Source organism: Burkholderia sp. AU31624 (genome assembly GCF_020420065.1).
Lineage (GTDB): Bacteria > Pseudomonadota > Gammaproteobacteria > Burkholderiales > Burkholderiaceae > Burkholderia.
Window position 1 is genome coordinate 466,744 of record NZ_JAIZRT010000006.1, and the last position, 20,475, is coordinate 487,218.

Here is a 20,475-nt window from a genome sequence, read left to right on the forward strand (position 1 = left end):
TTGTCGTGGCAGTGTCGGCCGGCTACTTCAGCGCCAGGCCGATGCGGGTGGTGACGTACGCCCTGAGCAGCGCGAACATCGGGTTGTAGTCGAAGTACTTTTTCACCTCGGCCGGCGCGCTCGTCTGCGTCCAGTGCAGCAGCTTCATCGCCGGCAGCAGGCTGTACTTCGAGTTGTTGAGCTGCGGCCTGGCCCCGGTGATGCAGTACCCGAAGCCGAACATCGGCTTCGCGAATTCCCGTTCGTTGATGAGGACGTGAATCCGCGCGGCGGCCTCCCCGGCCGTCTTGCGCCCGGCGCTCACGGCTTCGACCTCGGCCTTGGCGTCATTGAACAACTGGTAGTACCCCTCCATGTCCGCGCACAGGAAGCCGAGATACGGCGCGTTGTCGTCGAGGTGATCGAGGTCGCGCTCATTGCGCGAGGCGCGAAACCTCGCGTGGGCCTGCACGAGCCGGAACTGCCCGAGGATCGTGCCGACCGCCCACAGCCGGTGGAACGCGTCCCACAGGCGGAAGTCCGAGAACGCCGTGTAACAGCAGCTGACGAAGTCGTCGTTGTGATCCAGCAGCTTCTGCTGCAGGCGCTCGATGTACTCGAAGCGCTCGGGAGAGAAGTCGTCGTCGCGCAACGCCTTGATGAGGCGCGCCGCGAGCGCGTGAATGGTCACCGCGGTGTTCTCGAGCCCCCGGGAGAAGAGCGGGTCGATGAACCCGTTCGCATGCAGCATCAGGCAGTAGCGGTCGCCGACGCAGGCGCGCGACGAGAACTGCAGGCGGTCGGTCTTGACCCAGTCGCGCACCGGCACCGCATCGCGGAACTGCGCCGCGATGCTCGGGAACCGCGCGAGGAATTCATCGAACTCCTGCTGCGCGGGGATATCCGTTTTCGGGTAGATACGCGGGTCGAGCTGCAGGCCGACGCTCACCAGGTTGTTGGTCGACCGCGCGTGATTGTTGAACGGAATCACCCAGAGCCAGCCGCCCTCGAACATGTGGTGCAAGGTCCCCTCGTGCCAGCGCCAGCGCTGCCCCTTGACCTTGAAGATGTCGTCGAACGGCTTGACCCCGAGCATGTGCGTGTAGAGGCTGCGCGAGTGCGTCTTGAAGCGGCACGGCTCCTCGCGGAGGTTGAACTTGGTCGCGAGCGGCGCGCGGGGCCCCCCGCAGTCGATCATGTACCGGCCCGTGAACCGCTCGCCCTGCGCGGTGGACACCGCGACGCCGTCCTTGTCCGCGTGGTAGTCGGTCACGCTCGTCTTCTGGCGAACCGTGCAGCCGTACTTGATGGCGGCTTGCAACAGATAGGCGTCGACGTCCTGCCGGTAATAATGGCTCTCCGGCCCCCACGGCAGCTCGGGAATGACGCACTGCGTGAACTCCTTCGGATCGTGCTCCTCGCCGGGCTTGTGGAACACGAAGCCGAAGTTGCGCTTGATGCCCGTGCTCGACGCGACGTAACGCTGCGTCGCATAGAACGACGTGATGTGGTCCAGCTCCGGAATGCCGTAGCGATCGGCGATGATGCGGTTCATCAGGGACGTCTCGGGGATCGACGATTCGCCGATCGTGAACCGCGGGTGCGACGACTCCTCGATGATCAGGACACGAAACTTTTGTTTGGCCAGGATGGCCCCCATCTGGGTGCCGGACATGCCCGAACCGAGGATGATCACGTCGAAATGATGGTTATCGCGCTCGTTTGCAGTGCTCTTCTGAGTCATGGGGGCAAGCTCTCCGGGTGAGATGGAACACATGGCCAAGCACGTCAGGCGTCAGGTATCAGGGCTCGGCGAGCGCGGCGTGGAGGCGGGACCGCGCGTCGCGCGTGAGCATGAGCAGATCGCCGAGCATGCTGGGCGCGTACCCGCCGCTGCCGATCGTCGGGCCGGTTTGCCCGGCTGCGTAGGTTCGCTCCGCCAATTTGAGGTGAGGCGCGCGGAAGTGCAGCAGGATCTCGAAGATCCGCTCGAGGGCCGCCAGCCCTGCCTCGACGGGCTCGCCCCGCACGCGGGCCGCTTGCGCCTCGCCGAGCACGCGGTCGACGAGCGCCTGCCGGCCGGCGAACCGGGCGTAGACCGCCCGGAACGCGGGAAGCACATAGGGCAGGTACGTCTCCTTGAATTCCCGATAGGCCGGGTGCTCCGATTGCGAGCCCCACAGGACGTGCTCCAGCACGAAGAGGGGCATTTCCACGGCGCCGGGGCCGAGGTAGCTCCGGCCCCCGACCCGAATCGGTTCGTAGAACGGGCGAAGCTCGTCGTAGAAGACTTGCGGCGAGATGAAGCGGTACGCGTAGACGATCGATTCGACCATTTTCTGAAGATGGGCCGCCAGCTCGACGCACCCTTCCTCGAACGCGGGCGAGCGCAGCGGCACGTCGGACAGCTCGACGGTCAACGCGATGGCCGCCTCGAGGGACGCCATCGAGATGCGCACGCTCTCGAGCAGGTGCGCTTCGTCGCCGAGCCCGGTGTAGCTCCGCTGCGCGTCGGCCGTCGCGGGGTTCCAGACCGTCACATGCAGGAGCGTCTCGCGCGGCGGCAGGTCGGTCACACGCGCGAGGTCGAGCAGCACCGGTTCGAGCCCGGGCACCGCGTCCACGGGCTCGTGTCCGTGCCGCTTCAGCGACCCCAGGAAGAACCCGATGTCCCGCATCGCGGCGGCGGCTTCGACGAAGCCCCAGCCGGACGGCACGCCGCGCGCCGGGAGGAACTCGCGCAACAGGCCGACGATGCCGGGCACGTCGTTCTTGCGATTCAGGGCCGGCAGCTGCAGCACGAGCGCCCGCGCGCGCAGCGGATCGCAGGCCGCCACCGCGGCGTGCGTGGCCGCGAATGCGCGTGCCCGGCCCAGGACGCGCTCCACTACAAGGTCTCCGGCGCCGCGACCGGCCCGGGCCGGCTGCGCGCCCGCCCTGCGTCGCCGTCACGCAGCGACCGCAGGTAGTCGTAGTTCGTCGGCAGGCTGGCCCGCAGACGCTCGGCCTCGCGCCGGATGCGGGCGAACATCGCGTCGGCCTTGTCGACCGACGCCGGCCGGTGCTGCAAGAGCGGCAGCGACCGGTCGGGCAGCAGCCCCAGGCCGGCAAAGATGCAGTAGTAGTTGCCGTTCAGCCAGAAGTTCTTGAATTCGTAGTCGAACGTTTCGTAGTACGTGGCGTCGTCGAACGACGTGGTGGTCAGCGGCAGCCCCGCCTTGTAGCGTTCGACCTTGTCCTTGATGGCATCCGAGAGCCGCAGGTCGTGCCGGTTCGCGAGCCAGAACGGTGTGTCGTCGCGCGACGCGGTGAAATAGTGCGCCTGGACGAAATCCCGGCAGTCGTCGAACATGTAGACGATCTCGGCGTTGAACGCGTCTCTCAACCGCGGATCGAACCCGGTATCGGGGAAGTGCTTCACGAGCTGGTAAAGCGCCGCATAGATGAAGTAGATCCCCGTCGATTCCAGCGGCTCCAGAAAGCACGACGACAGCCCGATCGCGACGCAGTTGTTGACCCACGCCCGCCCGTTGCGCCCGACCCGGAACTTGATCTGGTTGAGCGGCTGCTGGTCCGAGAGGCCCCAGAGGTTGAGGAAGTCGGCGGTGGCCTGGTCGCGCGACGTGAACTTGCTCGAGAACACGTAGCCGCTGCCGAACCGGCCCAGCATCGGAATCTTCCAGGTCCACCCCGAGTTCATCGCGATCGCGGAGGTGTACGGCTCGATCCCCACGCGCGCATCGTCGTTGGGCACCGCGCTGGCGACCGCGCTGTCGCACAGCAGGTAGTCGGACATGTCGATGAAGGGCTCTTTCAGCGCCTGGTTGATCAGGAGCCCCCGCATGCCGGAGCAGTCGATGAACAGGTCCGCCTCCAGCGTCCGACCCTCCTTGGTGGACAGGCTGGCGATATCGCCGCGCTCGTTCAGGTGAACCTCCACGACCTCGTCGACCACGCGCTTCACCCCGCGCCCGACGGCCCAGCGCTTCAGGAAATCGGCCACCAGGTGCGCGTCGAAGTGCCACGCGTGGGGCATCTGGCGGGTGCCGTCGAGCAGGCACGGCGCCAGCTTGGCGTCGAGCGCCTCGGGCTGCGGGTAGCACGCGTACGCCATCGGCTGCTGGAAGCCCTGCTCGCGCTTGCGCAGCCAGTAATGGGTCAGCGGCACGCCGTCGCAGTTCGGCACGCTGCCGAACAAATGGTAGAAGTGGTCGTCGCGCGAGCGGTCGGGCGACTTCCGCCAGTTCACGAACTTGATGGCGGACTTGAACGCGCCGTTCACCTGGGGCATCCACTCCCGCTCCGGTATCCCGAGGAAGTCGAAGAATACCTTCTGCAAATTGGGGATGGTCGCCTCGCCCACGCCGATCCGGGGAATCGCCTCGGACTCGATGAGCGTAATGCTCGCCTGCTGCTGGAGTGCCCGGACGAGGTACGAGGCCGACATCCAGCCCGCGGTGCCGCCGCCCACGATGACGATATGCTTGATCGGATTGCTCATGACGCGCTTCCCATAGGATTTAAAACCCGAATGGACTTCTGCGAGGGTGCTCAATTGATCCGCATTTAGAATAGGCCGTCGATTAATTAAATTAAACTGGCATATTTGACAGTATTTTTATTTTCATTATTCAATATTTCATTGTGCGATCCAAATACTGAATACGACGCACGCCAACATGAAAAGCGCTTCACACTGAATACTATATTTGTCATCAATTCAATGATTCGTGCATTGTCATTAAATTATCCCTATTTTTCGCACTGCCTTGCCAGACGCATCGGTGGCCGACATTACATTCTCGAACACGACCACGCAAAAATTACGTCATTAATACGTGAATATATTTATCGCGGTAAGTTCGACCTGGAACCTTCAAATTTACGGACCAATAACAACGACAATTCCAGGTTCGCAGATATTAATTTCGAACCGGATAAATCATGTCCAGGATTCATATACAATGATGAACGGACGAAGCAATCGCTCGCGGAGTTTCGGAATACCAAACGCGAGGAACAAGCGTTGTCAGTGACACTTTTCGCGACTTATGATTATCCGGCAGGTATGCCGGGAAGCGACTTGACCCTGACAATGATGGGCGCGACACCGTCGCCTTGCCTGCCTGCCCCTTTCTACGTTACCGGCGCAGCCCTGCCGGGGTCGCCTTCCGGCAACCCATGCAGATTCACACGTCGCCAGTCATCGACACTTGCACCGAGCCCATCGTTGGAAAAACGAGGTTAGCCCATGTTGACATTGAGTCCCATGCTGAAAATGTCGTTCTACGCGGCCATTGTGCTGCTGGTCCCCGGGCCGACCAACACGCTGCTGCTGTCTGCCGGGCTCAAGCTGAATCTGCGGGGTGCGTGCCGGCTGGTCGCGGCGGAGGCGTCAGGCTATGTGATAGCCATCACCGTATGGGGATTCTTTCTGTGGTCGTTGGCGACGCAATATCCGTGGATCGTCAGTTGCGTCAAGTTGCTCAGCGCCACGTTCATCTTCTACCTCGCCGTGAACATGTGGTTCAAAGGCGCCGACTTTGACGCCACCGACTCGCCGCCGCTGGGGTTCCGAGCACTTTTCGTTGCGACCTTGATGAACCCCAAGGCCTTGTTGTTTTCAAGCGCCATTTTTCCGGAGGCGGCGTTCAGGTCGCTCGACATTTTCCTGATGTCGACCGGTGTATTTCTGATCACCCTGATTCCGATCGGACTGATATGGTCCCGGTCGGGGCGGCTGCTGGTCATGAACCGCTCGGAGGGTCGACTGGCTTCCCTCGTGCTGCGGTGCTCGTCGCTGGTGTTGCTGACGTTCGCGGCAACGCTGGCCAGCTCCGTGCTCAATCGATGAGGCGGCCGCGGCGCGCGTTTACCTTCTTGCATTGCCTTCGGTAAAACGCAGTGCAGAAATCGCGGCGCGTTCTTGTGAAACCCATCGGCATGGATGCCGGGAGTATCTGGCACCGCATTCGCCGCATGCTTGACAGCGTCGGCCCGTATTCGTACTCGCTACGGTCGACGTTGTGCCAAGGCTAAACGGGGCCCCCAACGATCAAGCACGACGGCTACGGGCTTTACGCGTGCTTTCCGCTGCGACCCTGGACTCGTTCAGCAACATCTCCGCCGCCTGCCAGGCCCTTGCGGCAGCCTGCGAATCCCCAATCGCACGCGCATCCGCGGTCGCCCCGCTCAGTAACATCACGTACACGCCTGCCAGCTGACGCGCCCGGCGACGCGGAACGATCTCGGCGAGCAGTTGCTCCATGAGGGCCAGCAAGTCGTCCCGATAGCGCACCGCCACGTCGGTCACCTTCGGGCAGGTCGCGCCGAACTCGGCCAGCGCACGCTCGAACAGGCAGCCCGCGAACGCCGGGCTGCTGAACCAGGTGCCGTACCAGTCGAAAATCCCCTTCAGGCGCGCAGCGGCGTGCGGCACGGGGTCGAGCTTCGCGGCGATGCTCTCCATGATGAAGGCGTAGCGCTGCTCCAGCACGGCCTTGATCAGATCGTCCTTGCCGGCGAAGTGATGGTAGAGCGTCATGCGGGCAACGTCCGCTTCGGCGATGATCCGGTCGATGCCGACCGGATGAAAGCCATGGAGGGAAAACAACTCACCTGCCTTGTCGACCACCTGCTGGCGTTTGCTCGCGCGCATTCATGCATCTCCTGACTACAGGGCGGGCATCTTAGCACCGCCGCCCGCACCGTTCCCTTCAGCCTGTCGGGCACGTGTGCCCGCTGCCGGATACCGGTTGACCAGGATGCGCGACCGATACGCTGCCCGCGAACAGCGTCACGCAGGCCGACACGAGCACGGGTTTTGAAGCAGACGGCCCCACGTCGGAAACGGATGCCACCATTGCCGCTGCGCGCAGCGGTTTCAGCAAGGCACCCGGCCGCCGCCCATCATGCACCATCGCTGCGTCTCCTGGGGCGGGGGCGCGTACGGCAGCCCGGTCCTCGGATCGAGGTGGTCATACTGCCCCATGGGGTGTCGTGCCCGCCACGCGGCCTGCTCCGCATACTGTTGCTCGATCGCGGCGTGCTCTCGTGCCAGATCCGCCTTCTGCGCGTCGTCCACTTTCTTCGTCATCGTCACGAGCCGGGCGAACTTCGGATCGCGAACATCCTGCAGCGGCGGAAACGGCGGCAACGGCGGCATGATCAGCACCGGGCCGTTGTATTTCGGTATCGGCAATTTCGACGGCCGGCCAAAGTTCGCCGCCATATCCATCTCCCACAACGCAGCGCTCATGCCGAGCACGTGTTCGTAGTCGCGATTGACGACCGCCAGCGTGACCGGCCCCGACGGCGCCGGCAATGGCTGCAGCGAAGGTGGAAGCGTCTGTCGAGCGTCGGGATAGATGATGCGGGCATACACGATCGCAGCGGCGGAGTACTGCTGGAGGACTGCCTCGTACGCATCCAGTATCTGCGCTTGACCGTAGCCGCCAGGATTCTCGAACATCGGCTTGTATGCCAACACCTTCCGGCTATACAACGCATTCGCATTCCGCTGCTCCGCGACAGCCTGTTGTTGAGGATCGGCCGGCGCGGACGCCGACAGCGGCGCACACCCGGAAAACATGCTGGCGGCGAGCAATAGCCCGGCTGTCGCGCAAACAGCCGACGCGCATCGACGCGACCGGTCGGCGGTCGCCCGGTTGACCCAGGCGAACAAAGCAAAGGCTTGCTTGATGGTTCTTGTCTGCATGGCAGGGTGTCCGGAAGGCGTGGTCATCTTGAGCTGGGTCCTGATCGCGACTGCGAATGCGATGCGTCGCAGTCGAAAGGAAAGCGGCACGAAGCCGTTACTGGGGCGGCACCTCAACCAGGCGCACGTCGCACGACGATGCCCCGGTCGACGAACGACGCCAGCAACCCCGTGTACGTAGGACATGCGCCGGTCGCATGGTGTGCAAGCACATCGTCGATTTCGGCCGAGTCGTTGCGCACGCATTCGTACTGCCGCGCCGTGGATGGATGCAGCGATGCGAACGCGCCGCACAAATGCACGTACGCAACGACTTCCTCGAACATTCGCGTATTGATCTCGAGGGCGACCATCATTTCCGAGCTATATCCGCACTCCGAATCCACCTTTGCTGCATAGGCGCGCATGTCATAGGCCGGCAGCCAGGGTGGCTCCAACCCGTTCAGGCTACGGGCAATCTCATCGATACTGGCTGTCCGTGTCATCGTGAAATTCCTGCGCAAGCCACACTCGGCGCCCCTGCACCGCTTCGCATCCGGTCCACAGCTTGACGACGCGAGAAGAACGATATGATGAATGTATACTAGTCGATCTACTTTGACTAGAATCGCGATCAGCAAGACCGAGGCAATCGGCGCACGCACAACGATCGCCGTGTTTCTACTTCTCGATATATTTTCCGATCCTAATATTTGGGAAATGAACACGTTTCATAAAAGTGCTATTCGGCGGTTAATACACGCCCGACATGCCGGCGACAGGCAGACCTATGTGCGTCGTCCCTTGAAGCCCGCTTCCACCGATCTCTCCGGATCTTCCGCCATGCCGCGTGCCGCCGTGCCGCCGTTCTGCCGCTTCTCGCCGCATCGTTCGCGTCGTTCGCGTCGTTCGCAACGAAGGGCCTGGTCGGCGCCGGCCGGCTACCTGGCCTTGCGCTCACCGTGCCGGCCGCCGCACAAACGCATGCCTGCGCGCCACGCGCGGTGTCCGAGTTGAGGGACTTCCCGTCCGTCACGGATTACGACGTCAAGTGCCGCTGATCGCCCGTCGTCGGCTGCCTTACCCAGGCCGCCGCGCCAACCAGGAGCGCCACATGCAACGCCTGCCCATGCGCCCCCCGCCCGCCGTCTGGTGCGCGCTATCCGCCGGCGTCCTGCTGATCGGCCTGAGCGCGTGCAAGCGCGCCATGCCGCCCGCCAACCCGACGGCGGATCCGGCATCCGCGGTGTCGTTGCCGGCCGTCCATGTGCCGGAAACGACCCCTGCATCGCCGCTGCAAACGCTGCTGGGCGTATTCGGCGCGGCGAAGCCGGCAACCTGGCCGGCGTTCGACAACCTGCCCGGCGTGCAATGGACCGACGCGAAGCCGCTCGGCAATCCGGACGGCCATTCCCCCGAGACCACGCACTACCGTAGCGGCAGCACGCTGCTCACCGGCTTCGGCGACGTGGATGTGCCGGACGGCAAGGTCGGCGAGGACGCCGGCATCAAAACGGACAACGAAGGCCACGTCGGCGTCGTCCTCAATGGCAATGCCACCGCGGTCCTGTCGATCGCGTTGCGCAAGTTCTACCCGAGCGACGACACGCAGGACATCCTGCTGCGCCAGCTCGGCCGCCGCGCCACGGTCAAGCGCATCGCCGGCCGATGCGCGCTCGACTACGGCACCACCGCGCCGAACACACAAAACAACGTGTTCTTCCGGGTCAGCATCGCCAACGCCGCCGTGCCGGTGTTTGCGGAAACCTACGTCGATGAAGAGGGCGGCAATCAGGGCCCGGGGGCGACGAACTTCGTGTTCTACCGCACCCGGCCGGATCAACGTATCGCGAGCATGAAGTGCAAGCGCGCCGACGTCTGAGCAGGCGCGCTTCGGCGCAAGGGCATCCGCACGAGCCGTGCATGCCGGCGCCTGCCTGGCGCCGCCAAGGCGGCCGACGCGGCGAGTTTCGGGCGCATCACCGCCCATCCGGACTGCTGATCGAATGGAAGACATCGGCTTGACGCCATCACTACACGGGGGAAGTACCATCATGAATTCCGCACGCCTGCGCCTGACCTTCCTTGGGCTCATGCTGGGTCTCGGCTGGCACCACGCGGCGGCGGCGGCCGGCTGCGAGGACAATTTCAAGCGTGAAGCCGACACCGGTGCCGGCACACGCTTCTCGACGTTCGCCACGGTGCCGGGCCTGGATGCACGCAACGCCATCGCGCAACTCAAGCAGATCGCCGCGGGCGACGGCTTCCTGATCGGCGACGAGCACTACACCGGTTCGACCGGCCAGCTGACGATCCAGCAACAGCAAAGTGACCGCGCCCGCGGATTCGCCATCACGCTGACGGCCAATCAGGACTCGAAAACCCTTTCCGTGGCGACGACGTTGCCCCCGGGCATGCAGGCAGCACCCGAAGCCATCCGGGGCGGCATGTGCGGCATGCTCGGCCGCGTCGACATGAGCCGCAGCGCAGCCAGCACCGGCGTGGCCGCCACGGCGCCCGCGTCGTCCGGCGACGCCTTTCCGGGCGCGCCCGCCTTTACCACCTGCACGTACAACTTCCGCCCCGCGCTGGATGGCGTCACCGGCCGCCACTACACCACCTGGTTGCCGATCAAGGCGCTGAACCCGGCGGACGCGGCCGCCCGGCTGACACAAGCGGCCACCGCGGCAAACCTGAGCGTGACGTCGAACGAACGGCACGGCACGCTGACCGAAGTCACGCTCGTCCAGCCGCTTCCGGACCAGGGCGAGAAGCGCGCGTTCCCGATCCGCTTCATGCTGGAGGAGTCGCTGGGCGTGATCTCCGTCGTCGCCCGACTCAACCCGAAGCAGGAGATGGACGACGACACGCTGCGCAAGGAAATCTGCTCGCTCGTCGCGGCCGCCACCGCGGCGCCGCCGGGCGAATCGAAAGAGCCGCCGGCGCTGCCCCGCGAGCGCAAGCTGGAACGCTGGCACGCCGGCATCGACTGGCTGATCAACCGCGCCGTGGTGGCCGGCAAGTCCCTCGTGATCGTGCCCGCCATCAACCTCGACAGAAAGTACACCGGCGACGAAGCCGTCAACGAGAAGAAATGGGCATTCCGTACCGACGTGACCGCCACCACCATCTGGCAAAACAAGGCCAACGCCCGTGACGTGATACGCGTGGGGCCGGACGAACCCTTCAACGAGGTGGGGCTGCACGGCTATGTCTCGACCTTCGTGGCGGGCAACGCGCAGTACTTCGTCTACATCGTCAATCCGGGTACCTACACGGTCGCCGGCAACACCTACGAGACGACCGCCAACGCGATGTCGCAGCTCGGCACCCAGCAGAAGCCGGGGCGTTCGCCGCTGGGGCAGATCGCGTTGCTGCCCAAGAAGAACACCGACTTCATCCAGTCGCAGGAATGGTTCAACGCGCAGTTTCGCGACCGTGAGGTCACGGATACGTACTGCTCGTCGGTCTTCGTCCAGAGCGGCGGCTGCGCATTCTGGGCGACGGAGAAGAGAACGGTATCGGAGATGACCGAGCCCGCGGGCTGGAAGACCGTCACCCGGGAGAAGTCCGTGGACGGGCTGGCGGTCTCGACCCGGCTCAAGCGCGAGTTTGCTTCGTTCAGCGTCGCGGCGGGCGAAGCCGTCGTGATCGACGGGCTGTACCCCACGCCGCCCAACGCGGACTACGACAAGCAAGCCTGCGAGATCGTCAGCGGCCAGATCCAGTGCGACCTGACGCGCTATACCCTCACACGCATCCCGGCCGACATGGCGCACGTGCAGGGCCTGGCATCCGACCCGGGGTTCTACCCTCGCGCCACGCGCATCCTGTCCAACGCCAGGTATCGCCCGCTCAAGCTCCTGGGCAAGCCGGGCGAACTTCGCTCGGTGTACGGTCAGGACTATTCGCTCGGCGTGCGTTGAGCGCACGCCCCGATCATCGCCATGACCGCCAAAAACCTGAAGCGCGGCCTCACCCAGGCTTCGAACAACCGAATCGGCACGGAAACCAGCATGAAACCCACCCTCCAGCACGCCGCCTGTGTCGCCCTGCTCTTCACCGCGGCTTCCGCACATGCAATCGACTGCCAGAAGGCCGGCAACCGCGTCGAGCACACGATCTGTGCCGATGAAAAACTCAAGGCCGCCGATGCGGAAATGGGCAAAGCCTATACGGCCGTCATGCAGCAGGCGGGCAACGATAGCGAATTGCGCGCGATGCTGGTCCGCAGTCAGAAACGCTGGCTCGCGGCGCGTGACAAGCGTTTCGCGGATCCGGTCGATTTCCCCGGCGCACCGAATGCCAAGGCCCTGCGGGCGAGCCTGCTGCAGGCGATCCGCCAGCGCACCGAGACCTTGAGTGAACGCGGCAAGGCCGCGCCGCGCCTGCTTGAAACGGCCCTTGCGCAGCGCACCTTTCTGACGCAATTCACGGGCGGCCCGTTCGCCGGATTCGAGACCCGATGCGACTTCCTGCCCCACGACGGTCAACTGAGCTACGGATGCTTCAGCGAACGCCGCTATCAGAACCAGGACAGGATCTGCACCCTGCAGGACGATTGGGCGAGCGGCGGCTACTACGAGACGCGCCTGGTCGGCAACGTCGTCCAGGGCAGGCTGGAAACCGTTGCGGCGTGCGGCGACGGCTCCGAAGGCGGCAGCCCGTGTCCGGATGCGGATGAGACGCGCAAGGCGGCCGCCGGCTGGAATCTCCATCCAGGCCGCCCGGCCTTGACGCCAACGGCCCTGCCCAAGCTGGATGCCGAAGCCGAACTGGGCACGGAAGACACGGGCTGGCTACGCGCCTGCCTGACCGACAGCCGCTACCCTCGCGCGGCGCGCTGAGAACCGCGCGCATCGGGTGCGTTGGCGATGTTCATTCCCACGCGGGTTGAAGACATGCACGATTCTGCCGGTGCGAAGCCTCCTCGCACATGACCCGAATCAGTCCGCTCTAATTGGCCATCTGGAGTGCGAAGCGGTTCCTTTACCCATCATCACCCGCCACAAGGATTCAGCATGACGCCGCCCCGACGCAGCACTCCCGAACTTTCAGTCCGGCACACCGATAGCAGGTTCGTCACGCGGTGGATCATCGTGGCGGCCTTGAGTGTCTGCCTCCCGTTTGGCAGCGTGTACGGACAGCCTGCGGACGCGGCCACGCCGGACTCCGCAGGCAAATCGCCTATCGCGTCCCAGGCGCCAGCCGACCTGAGCACGACGCAAGCGCTGCAACGCATGCTGGCGCTGATTCGGGCAAGCGGCCAGGTTACCGACATCACGCCCGACACGGTACGCCGCCTCTTCGGCGTGCAGACCACGGCGATTGGCAAGGATCAGTTCGGCTATGGTCAACGCCTGCCGGGCAACTGGGCATTCAGTCTCCAGCGGGTAACGGTCGGTGATACCGGCCCGCGTGTGGATCTGATATTTGATCCGATTCCCGGTACGCAGGCTTCTCCGCTGACGACGTGTGAACCCACCTTCGCTCAATTCACGGAGGCACTGGAGTCAATGGGGTTCAGTCGCCGCACCCATTACGGCGAACATGGGCGGTGGGTCTTCGATGCTTTCGAGCGGCCACGCATGGATATCAGGGTCTACCCAGTCAGGGCGTTCTCCGACAACGGCGAGCCGCTGGGCCCGGCCTGCGTGAAGGCGGTACTGGTGCGATAGGGCAAACCGCATGCCGTGCGCCGGCCGGTTCACCCGGAAACCCATCGCAGTTCATTGATCGTGGAATCGTGGCGGTGCGGTCGGCCAATGCCTGTCAGCCTTTCCTCTGCGGCCCCTCAAACGGAACATCGTCCCACGAGCGAACCGGCGCTCACGGTCAATTCGACGATCGGTGGTAAGTCGCGATATATCGTGCCTGTCCAAGGATGTTTCCGTGCATCTGATAGGCAACGACCGCCGGACTCGACGTCGGTTTCACGTCGACACGCGGAATGGACAACGCGGATACCGTCACGATGTATCGATGAGATTCGCCTTGCGGCGGGCATGGCCCACCGTACCTGGATTCGCCAAAATCGGTCAGCGTCTCGAGCGCGCCCACCGGCATGAGCCGCACATCGCCCGATGCCCCTTTCCGAATCGACGTTTCCGAAGGCGGGATATTGACGACTTCCCAATGCGTCCAGCCGAGCCCCCCGGTCGGGGCATCAGGATCGTACATCGTGACGACGATGCTTCTGGTGCCAGCCGGAACGTGTGCCCACGAGACGCGAGGCGAGACGTTGTCGCCACGACATCCAAATCCGTTGTACACCTGAGCATTCGTGAACCGACCGTCATGGTCGAGATCGTCAACCGTTACCGTCAGCGGATCAGCAAAAGCAACTGCGGGCACGGCTGCGAAAAGTACCGTGGAGCAGATACTCGATCGCAGAAAAATACCCAATCTCATGGCGGGATCCTGAGAGAAATTCGATGTGATGTTTCGCACGACCGGATTGACACGCGATATGCCGTGCATGCAACGATCGTCGACGCGGATTCAAGGCTCGCACTTCAACCATGAGTCGCACCCATGACGGGGCTCACCCTGGTGCCTGTGCGACAGCCTACGCGGCACATCCTAGGTTCATCGTGAATCCGGCAGTAGGTCGGCAGACAACATCAGCATGTTGCGTGAAACAGAACAATCCGCGAATGCATGCCGGAGCGGCTCGTCGCGCTTGCGGCATGCCATGGGCGCGCACTCGATCCGCAAGATCGATGCCCCCACCGGGCAGGCGGATTGCTACTTGCATCGGTTCCTGATCATCGCCCCGGAGACAACGATGCCGACCGACCTCAACCCGCCGCCGCCCCAGCGCCATCGGCTCGGCGAATGGATGGCCCGCGAAGAAGCGCACATGGCCGCGTTCCGCGAAAAAATCGCGGCCGAGGCCCGCGCGCATGCCGGCGACCGGCTGCGTACGCCGGCCGTGCAGGAACTCGCGCGTCTGTTCGACGATCATGCAGTGCTGCGCATGACCCTGGTCCGCGCGATCGATGAAGCGGTCGATTCAGGCCGCCGGCTCGGCTATACGTCCATCGACGAGTTGATGACCGTCCTGGATCACCTGATGACCTACACGCCGCCGTTCAGCGACGCGAGCCTGATCGTGTGCCCGATCAACGCCTTTCTCGACTGGCCGATGTGCATGCCGTCGGGCCATGCGCTGTTTCGCGACGCCGCCGTCAACGCACATCTGCAGAACGTGCTGAACGTATGGTGCGGCTTCCTTGGCGGCCCGCATTCGCGCGCGCATCTCGACACGTCGGCGCCCGACGGCTGGTTCTGCGACGCGGCGAGCAAGCGCATCGGGCTATCGCAGTTCCAGTATCGCGACGACCAGCCGCACGGGGGCTTCACGTCGTGGAACGACTTCTTCACGCGGCGCTTTCGCGACGGCGCGCGCCCGGTCGCGGCGCCCGACGATCCGCACGTGATCGTCAGCGCGTGCGAGGCCGCGCCGTACCACGTCGAATCGAACGTGAAGCTGCGCGACCGCTTCTGGATCAAGGCGCAGCCGTATTCGCTGCGCGACATCTTCACGCCGGCCCGGCTGTCGCTCGCCGAGCGCTTCGTCGGCGGCGACCTGTACCAGGCCTATCTCAGCGCGTACAACTACCATCGCTGGCACGCACCGGTGCGCGGGGTCGTCACGCATGCGTACCGGGTCCACGGCACCTACTATTCGATCGTCGAGGCGGAAGGCCCCGACCCGGCCGGGCTGAACGACTCCCAGGGGTACACGACGGCGGTCGCGACGCGCGCCGTGGTCGCGATTGCCTGCGACGATCCCGGCATCGGCACCGTGGCCGCCGTGTTCGTCGGCATGGGCGACGTGTCGTCCTGCGTGATCGACGTCGTGCCGGGCCAGCGCGTCGACAAGGGCGACGAGATCGGATACTTCCAGTTCGGCGGATCGACCTGTTGCCTGCTGTTCGAAGCCGGTGTGATCGACCGGTTCGTGTATGCGCCGCCGTTCGACCACGACACCGCTGTCGTGGCCGTCAATTCACCGGTCGCGATCGCACGGTGAATCGCACGTGCGTCGGGCTTGCAGGCTCGACGCACGCCGGTTGTCGGTGCAATGTTTTCAACGGTTTGTAATGCCGCGGAACGTCGGTGGACGTCGGTCAGCGTGACACGGCGAATGGCGTCGCCCGACGCGGGTCACGCCGCCCGTGGCGCCAGGGAATCGATCAGCGCGCCGTTGAAGGCCGGCAGGTCGTCCGGCTTGCGGCTCGTGATGAACGGGCCGTCACGGACGACCTCCTGGTCGACCCACTTGCCGCCCGCATGACGGATATCGTCCTGAAGGCTCGGCCAGCTCGTCATCGTGCGGCCTTCCACGAGGCCCGAGGACACCAGCAGCCAGCCCCCATGGCAGATCGCCGCGACCGGCTTGCCGGCGCCGACGGCCGCCGTCACGAACTCGCGCGCGGCCGGCACCATCCGGATCGCGTCGCCGTTCACGACGCCGCCGGGCAGCACGACCGCGTCGTAATCGCCCTCGCGCGCGTCGTCGAACGTGCGGTCGACCTTCACGCGCGCGCCCTTGTCGACGTGCCTGAAGCCCTGGATCTCGCCACCCTTCTCCGAAATCACGTCGACCTGCGCGCCTTCCGCCGCGAGCGCGCGCTGCGGTTCGACGAGTTCGGCTTCCTCGAAGCCGTCGACCGCGAGGATCGCCACCTTGCAATGAACCAGCCTTCCGCTCATGAAGCCCTCCTTCAGTGACGCGGCACACGTCGTGCCGCGCCGGTTTCGCAGCAAGCGGCGTGCCGTTTCCGCCCATGGGACGCGCGCCATCCGGGAACGGTTTCGCGCCGGGCGGGCGGCTGTTCGCGTTCGACAAGGATCCGAGGGCGATCGAGACCGCGCAGGGCATCGAGGATGCGCGCCCTTGCACGCGGATTTCTCGCGTGCAAGGGCCGATGCCGTCCGGGCGGCGACCGCCGCCTGCGAACCGTGAGACGCTGTCGCGCACCCCGCTACTGCAGGTGACTCGCCGCGTCCAGCATCGCGTCGGTCACTTCGATCGTGAGCGTCAGGCTCTCATCGGTATCGGGCACACGGTCGAGCATCGCCTGCACCGTGTCGTGCAAAATCGCATGCACGCGCATCCGCGTGCCGTCGTCGAGCGCCGCATACCGCTCCATCGTGTCGCTGTCGAGCGCGAGTTCGACCGCATGCCGTGCGTATTCCGGCGGCGCATCGGCCGTCAGCGCCCAGGTCGAGTGGAACTTGATCCTGCCCGTCGCGACGTCGACATGGACCGTCGTATCGAGTTCGTCCGCCTCGATCGCGTCGTCGTCGATGTCGTCGTTCTCCCGCCTGTTCCGGGAATTGGATTGCATGATGCCCTCCTGTGTCGTGGCGGCGTGCCCGTCCCGGGAAACCTCGCCGCCCTCGTCGGCACGGTGCCGTCAGTAGCCGCTGGAACCCGCGCTGCCCGCCCCGCCGGCACCGCCGCCGCCCGTGCCCGTCGAACCCGGCGAGCTGCCGTTGCCGGCGCCGGTGCCGCTGCCATTGCCGGCACCGCTGCCGCCCGCACCCGCGCCGTTGGGGCCGCCGCCCGGCTTCACATGGCCGGCCGAGCCGCTGTGCGAACGCGTGCCTTGTGTCGCACCGTGCTGCTGCATGCGCGCGGGCGGGGGCGGCGCGGTCGTATTGCCGTTGGTGCCCGGCGTCGGCATGTCCATCGACGGATTCGGCGCACCGGTGCCCTCGTCCGGCCGCTGCGAGTTCTGCGCCCATGCGGCAGGCGCGGCCGCGATGATCGCGACAGCCGCGCACGCCAACACGCGCGGCGCGACATACTTCGATTCGGATGCGGATTTCATGAGGTTTTCTCCCTGATAGAGATCACGTGAAGGAAATTCCTGCCCCTTCCTTTCAGCAAGGCCCATGCCGCGGTCGTCACGCATGCGGGCCGTCGTGTCGACCTCCGTGATCGCACGCGGGATCTCCGCAGCGCCGCCGAAAAACGGGCACCCCCGTCTGCAGCGTCGGCGTTGACGCATTCACGTTTCAGCCCCCAGCCGCGCGCGCATCGACGCGGTGATGCGCTGCCGCGCGTTCGCATAGCCTTCCCACGGATCGCGTTTCAACGCATCGAGGCGTTCGCGCAACGTGTCGATCGTCCATTGCGCCCCGCCCGTCGTGTCGGGCACCTCGTCCCAGTCGAGCGGCACCGATACGCCCATGCCGGGCCGCGCGCGTACCGAATACGCGGCGATCGTGCTCGCGCCGCGGCCGTTGCGCAGGTAGTCGACGAAGATCCTGCCGCGCCGGTGGCGCGGCCCCATCGTCGCCGTGAAACGGTCGGGCAGCGCGCCCGCGACATGCTGCGCCACCGCGCGCGAGAAATCCTTCACGTCGTCCCAGCCCGCATGCCGCGTGAGCGGCACGACGACGTGCAGCCCCTTGCCGCCGCTCGTCTTGCAGAACGACGCGAGGCCCAGCTCGTCGAGTAGCCCGCGCACGAGCTGCGCGGCGTCGATCATCGCGCGCCACGGCAGCGCCGGATCGGGATCGAGGTCGAACACGATGCGGTCCGGCCGCTCGATGTTCGACGCGTGCGCGTTCCACGTGTGCAGCTCGACCGTGCCCATCTGCGCGGCGCCGAGCAGCGCATCGACGCTGTCGATCGACAGCAGCGGCCCGTGGCCGGGATCGAGCCCTTCGTGCTGCGTGACGAACGGGATCTCGCGGCGCTCGGCATGCTTCTGGAAGAACAGTTCGCCGGCGATGTCGCCCGGTGCGCGCACGAGCGATACGGGCCGGCCCTTCAGGTCCGGCAGCAGCCACGGCGCGACCCATTGCCAGTAGTGCGCGAGGTCGATCTTGCGCGTGCCGCTGTGCGGATCGAGCACCCGATCGGGGTGCGTGATGCGCACGCGGCCGACACGATCGGCGGCGGCCGCGCGCGGCGTGTCGCCGGCAGACGCGGACGCTCGCGCGCCGCGCGTGCGTCCGTGCGCCGGATCGGGTTGCGGGGCACGCGAGGATGCGTGGTGCGCCGCGCGGGTTTCGTTCATCGTCGCCTCCGTTTCGGTTGGCCGTGGCACTTCGCGGACGATCTGCCGCGCCGGCTTGTCTTCGCGCAGCGCGATGAACGCCGCCTGCCGCACGATGCCGTCACTCGTCCATTCCGCGAATTCGCATTCGGCGACGAGCGTCGGCTCGACCCAGTGGACGCGCGTGCGGGACCGTTCGCGCGGCGGCGGATCGAACGGCGTCGTGCCGCGTTCGTGCTCGCGCAGCGTCGCCGCGAGCCGGTCGAGCAGACGCGTATCGAACCCGGTGCCGACCCGGCCGACATAGCGCAACGGCGGTTTGCCGCGTGGTTGCTTGCCGCCCGCGGCCGGTTCGTACACGCCGAGCAGCAGCGCGCCGAAGCCGTGCCGGCTGCCCGACGGCTCGGTATAGCCGCCGATCACGAACTCCTGCCGCCGCCGGCATTTCAGCTTGATCCATGCGGACGAGCGGCCGCCGCGATAGCGTGAATCCGCGCGCTTGCCGATCAGCCCTTCGAGCCCCGTGTCGCACGCGCTCGCGATCAGCGACGCGACGTCGTCGCCGAGATCGGGCGAGTAGCGCAGCCGCGCGGGATCGCTGCCGGCGAGCAACGGTTCGAGCAGCGCGCGCCGCGCGGTGAGCGGCGCATCGCGCAGGTCGTATCCGTCGAGAAACGGCAGATCGAACACGAACAGCGTCACCGCGTCCGAACGGCCCGCGCCGAGCGCGTTCTGCAGCGCCTGGAAATCGGGCAGCCCGTGCTCGCCCAGGACGACGGCCTCGCCATCGAGCCACGCGTTCTCGACCTCGAGCGCCGCGAGCGCGTCGCGCTGCATGCGCAGCTTCGACGTCCAGTCGCGACCTTCGCGCGTCATCAGCGTGACGTGCCGTCGCGCACCGCGGCCCGCGATCCGGGCCAGGATCCGGTAGCCGTCGAATTTCACTTCGTAGCGCCAATCATCGTGAGCGGGCGGGGCATCGACGAGCGTCGCGAGTTGCGGCGTCACGCGCTCGGGCAATGCCGCGCGCACCGCGCCTTCCACCTGCGACGGATCGAGCGCCGTCGTGCGCGCCCCGCCGTCAGGGGGCGGATAGGCAGGCGCCTTGCGCGCCGCCTTTGTCCGGCCGTCATGCACGCTGCCCGGCTGCTGCGCGACGACATCGAAGCTGGCCGCATCGCGCGCGTCGTCGTCGCGTTCCTTGATCAGCAGCCATTGCTCCTGGCGCCCCTGCTGCCGCCCGCTGCGCACCAGCGCCCAGCCGCCGTGCAGCTTCGTGCCGTCGAGCCGGAACGTCAGCTTGCCCGCGCGGTAGCCGTCGCGCGCCCGGGCGATGCCGCCGTCGGGCGTCCAGGTGCCCTCGTCCCACACGGTAACGGAGCCCGCGCCGTAATGGCCGGCCGGGATCTCGCCTTCGAACGACGCATATTCGAGCGGATGATCCTCGACGTGCACGGCCAGCCGCTTCACCGACGGGTCGACGCTCGGCCCTTTCGGCACCGCCCATGACTTCAGCGTGCCGTCGAGTTCGAGACGGAAATCGTAGTGCAGCCGCCGTGCGTGATGCTCCTGGATCACGAAGCGCAGCGGCCGGGCGCTGCGCGCGGAGGGTCGTGTTTTATGCGCGTTGTGCGCCTCACCTGCCTTCTGCACGCTCGCGTCCGCATCCGCGTGCGCGCGCCGCCGTCCATGCGCCCCTTCGGGTTCCGGCGTCGCATCGAAGCGGCGCTTGCGGCGATAGGGTTCGAGCTTGCCGGCCATCGCGTCACCCTCCTTCCC

Annotated in this window: 17 protein-coding genes; 6 read left to right on the forward strand and 11 right to left on the reverse strand. The window is 65.7% G+C overall.

Going from position 1 to position 20,475, the window contains the following annotated elements:
* Positions 1-22: 22 nt before the first annotated feature.
* The 3 genes from LGM89_RS23910 to LGM89_RS23920 are packed head-to-tail and all read right to left on the reverse strand — an operon-like array spanning position 23 to position 4,480.
* Positions 23-1,723: an NAD(P)/FAD-dependent oxidoreductase gene (locus LGM89_RS23910; RefSeq protein WP_089498344.1), complete on the reverse strand. Its 1,701-nt coding sequence runs from the start codon at positions 1,721-1,723 to the stop codon at positions 23-25.
* Between the two features lie 58 nt (positions 1,724-1,781).
* Entirely contained in the window at positions 1,782-2,867 is a 1,086-nt protein-coding gene (locus tag LGM89_RS23915) for a monodechloroaminopyrrolnitrin synthase PrnB family protein (RefSeq protein ID WP_226274089.1), read from the reverse strand.
* Positions 2,867-4,480: a tryptophan halogenase family protein gene (locus LGM89_RS23920; RefSeq protein ID WP_226274090.1), complete on the reverse strand. Its 1,614-nt coding sequence runs from the start codon at positions 4,478-4,480 to the stop codon at positions 2,867-2,869. The genes LGM89_RS23915 and LGM89_RS23920 overlap by 1 nt, the downstream gene beginning before the upstream one ends.
* A gap of 750 nt (positions 4,481-5,230) precedes the next feature.
* On the opposite strand from LGM89_RS23920, the gene LGM89_RS23925 reads away from it, so the two are divergent.
* Entirely contained in the window at positions 5,231-5,833 is a 603-nt protein-coding gene (locus LGM89_RS23925; RefSeq protein ID WP_226274091.1) for a LysE family translocator, read from the forward strand.
* 201 nt (positions 5,834-6,034) lie between these two features.
* Here LGM89_RS23925 and LGM89_RS23930 read toward each other — a convergent pair whose 3' ends face one another.
* The 3 genes from LGM89_RS23930 to LGM89_RS23940 all read right to left on the reverse strand — a co-directional run bounded on the left by LGM89_RS23930 (position 6,035) and on the right by LGM89_RS23940 (position 8,181).
* Positions 6,035-6,637: a TetR/AcrR family transcriptional regulator gene (locus tag LGM89_RS23930; protein ID WP_226274092.1), complete on the reverse strand. Its 603-nt coding sequence runs from the start codon at positions 6,635-6,637 to the stop codon at positions 6,035-6,037.
* A gap of 225 nt (positions 6,638-6,862) precedes the next feature.
* Positions 6,863-7,723, reverse strand: a complete 861-nt coding sequence (locus LGM89_RS23935) for a hypothetical protein (RefSeq protein WP_226274093.1) — start codon at positions 7,721-7,723, stop codon at positions 6,863-6,865.
* Positions 7,724-7,809: 86 nt separating this feature from the next.
* Positions 7,810-8,181, reverse strand: a complete 372-nt coding sequence (locus LGM89_RS23940) for a hypothetical protein (protein WP_144023158.1) — start codon at positions 8,179-8,181, stop codon at positions 7,810-7,812.
* A gap of 545 nt (positions 8,182-8,726) precedes the next feature.
* On the opposite strand from LGM89_RS23940, the gene LGM89_RS23945 reads away from it, so the two are divergent.
* The 4 genes from LGM89_RS23945 to LGM89_RS23960 all read left to right on the forward strand — a co-directional run bounded on the left by LGM89_RS23945 (position 8,727) and on the right by LGM89_RS23960 (position 13,353).
* Positions 8,727-9,557 carry a hypothetical protein gene (locus LGM89_RS23945; RefSeq protein WP_226274095.1) on the forward strand — a complete coding sequence of 277 codons (831 nt, stop codon included), beginning with the start codon at positions 8,727-8,729 and terminating at the stop codon, positions 9,555-9,557.
* Between the two features lie 172 nt (positions 9,558-9,729).
* Complete coding sequence (locus LGM89_RS23950; protein WP_226274096.1) at positions 9,730-11,601, forward strand: hypothetical protein; 1,872 nt, start codon at positions 9,730-9,732, stop codon at positions 11,599-11,601.
* A 21-nt stretch (positions 11,602-11,622) separates the two neighbouring features.
* The gene (locus LGM89_RS23955) at positions 11,623-12,522 is read left to right on the forward strand and encodes a lysozyme inhibitor LprI family protein (RefSeq protein WP_226274097.1); all 900 of its coding nucleotides are present in this window, start codon (positions 11,623-11,625) and stop codon (positions 12,520-12,522) included.
* Between the two features lie 174 nt (positions 12,523-12,696).
* On the forward strand, positions 12,697-13,353 hold the full coding sequence (locus LGM89_RS23960) for a hypothetical protein (RefSeq protein WP_226206006.1): 657 nt from the start codon (positions 12,697-12,699) through the stop codon (positions 13,351-13,353).
* Positions 13,354-13,510: 157 nt separating this feature from the next.
* Here LGM89_RS23960 and LGM89_RS23965 read toward each other — a convergent pair whose 3' ends face one another.
* The gene (locus tag LGM89_RS23965) at positions 13,511-14,086 is read right to left on the reverse strand and encodes a YbhB/YbcL family Raf kinase inhibitor-like protein (RefSeq protein WP_089498334.1); all 576 of its coding nucleotides are present in this window, start codon (positions 14,084-14,086) and stop codon (positions 13,511-13,513) included.
* A 376-nt stretch (positions 14,087-14,462) separates the two neighbouring features.
* Here LGM89_RS23965 and LGM89_RS23970 point away from each other — a divergent pair, with 376 nt between their 5' ends.
* A complete protein-coding gene (locus tag LGM89_RS23970; protein ID WP_226274098.1) occupies positions 14,463-15,713 on the forward strand; it encodes a phosphatidylserine decarboxylase family protein in 1,251 nt (416 codons plus the stop codon).
* 134 nt (positions 15,714-15,847) lie between these two features.
* On the opposite strand, the gene LGM89_RS23975 is transcribed toward LGM89_RS23970, so the two are convergent.
* The 4 genes from LGM89_RS23975 to ligD form a co-directional block, all read right to left on the reverse strand.
* On the reverse strand, positions 15,848-16,396 hold the full coding sequence (locus tag LGM89_RS23975; protein WP_089498333.1) for a type 1 glutamine amidotransferase domain-containing protein: 549 nt from the start codon (positions 16,394-16,396) through the stop codon (positions 15,848-15,850).
* 272 nt (positions 16,397-16,668) lie between these two features.
* Positions 16,669-17,034, reverse strand: coding sequence for a DUF3022 domain-containing protein (locus tag LGM89_RS23980; RefSeq protein WP_226274099.1), 366 nt, complete (start codon positions 17,032-17,034; stop codon positions 16,669-16,671).
* A 69-nt stretch (positions 17,035-17,103) separates the two neighbouring features.
* Entirely contained in the window at positions 17,104-17,520 is a 417-nt protein-coding gene (locus tag LGM89_RS23985; RefSeq protein ID WP_226274100.1) for a hypothetical protein, read from the reverse strand.
* Between the two features lie 180 nt (positions 17,521-17,700).
* Positions 17,701-20,457 (reverse strand): DNA ligase D, encoded by a 2,757-nt coding sequence (gene ligD, locus LGM89_RS23990; protein ID WP_226274101.1) that lies wholly within the window; start codon positions 20,455-20,457, stop codon positions 17,701-17,703.
* Positions 20,458-20,475: the final 18 nt, after the last annotated feature.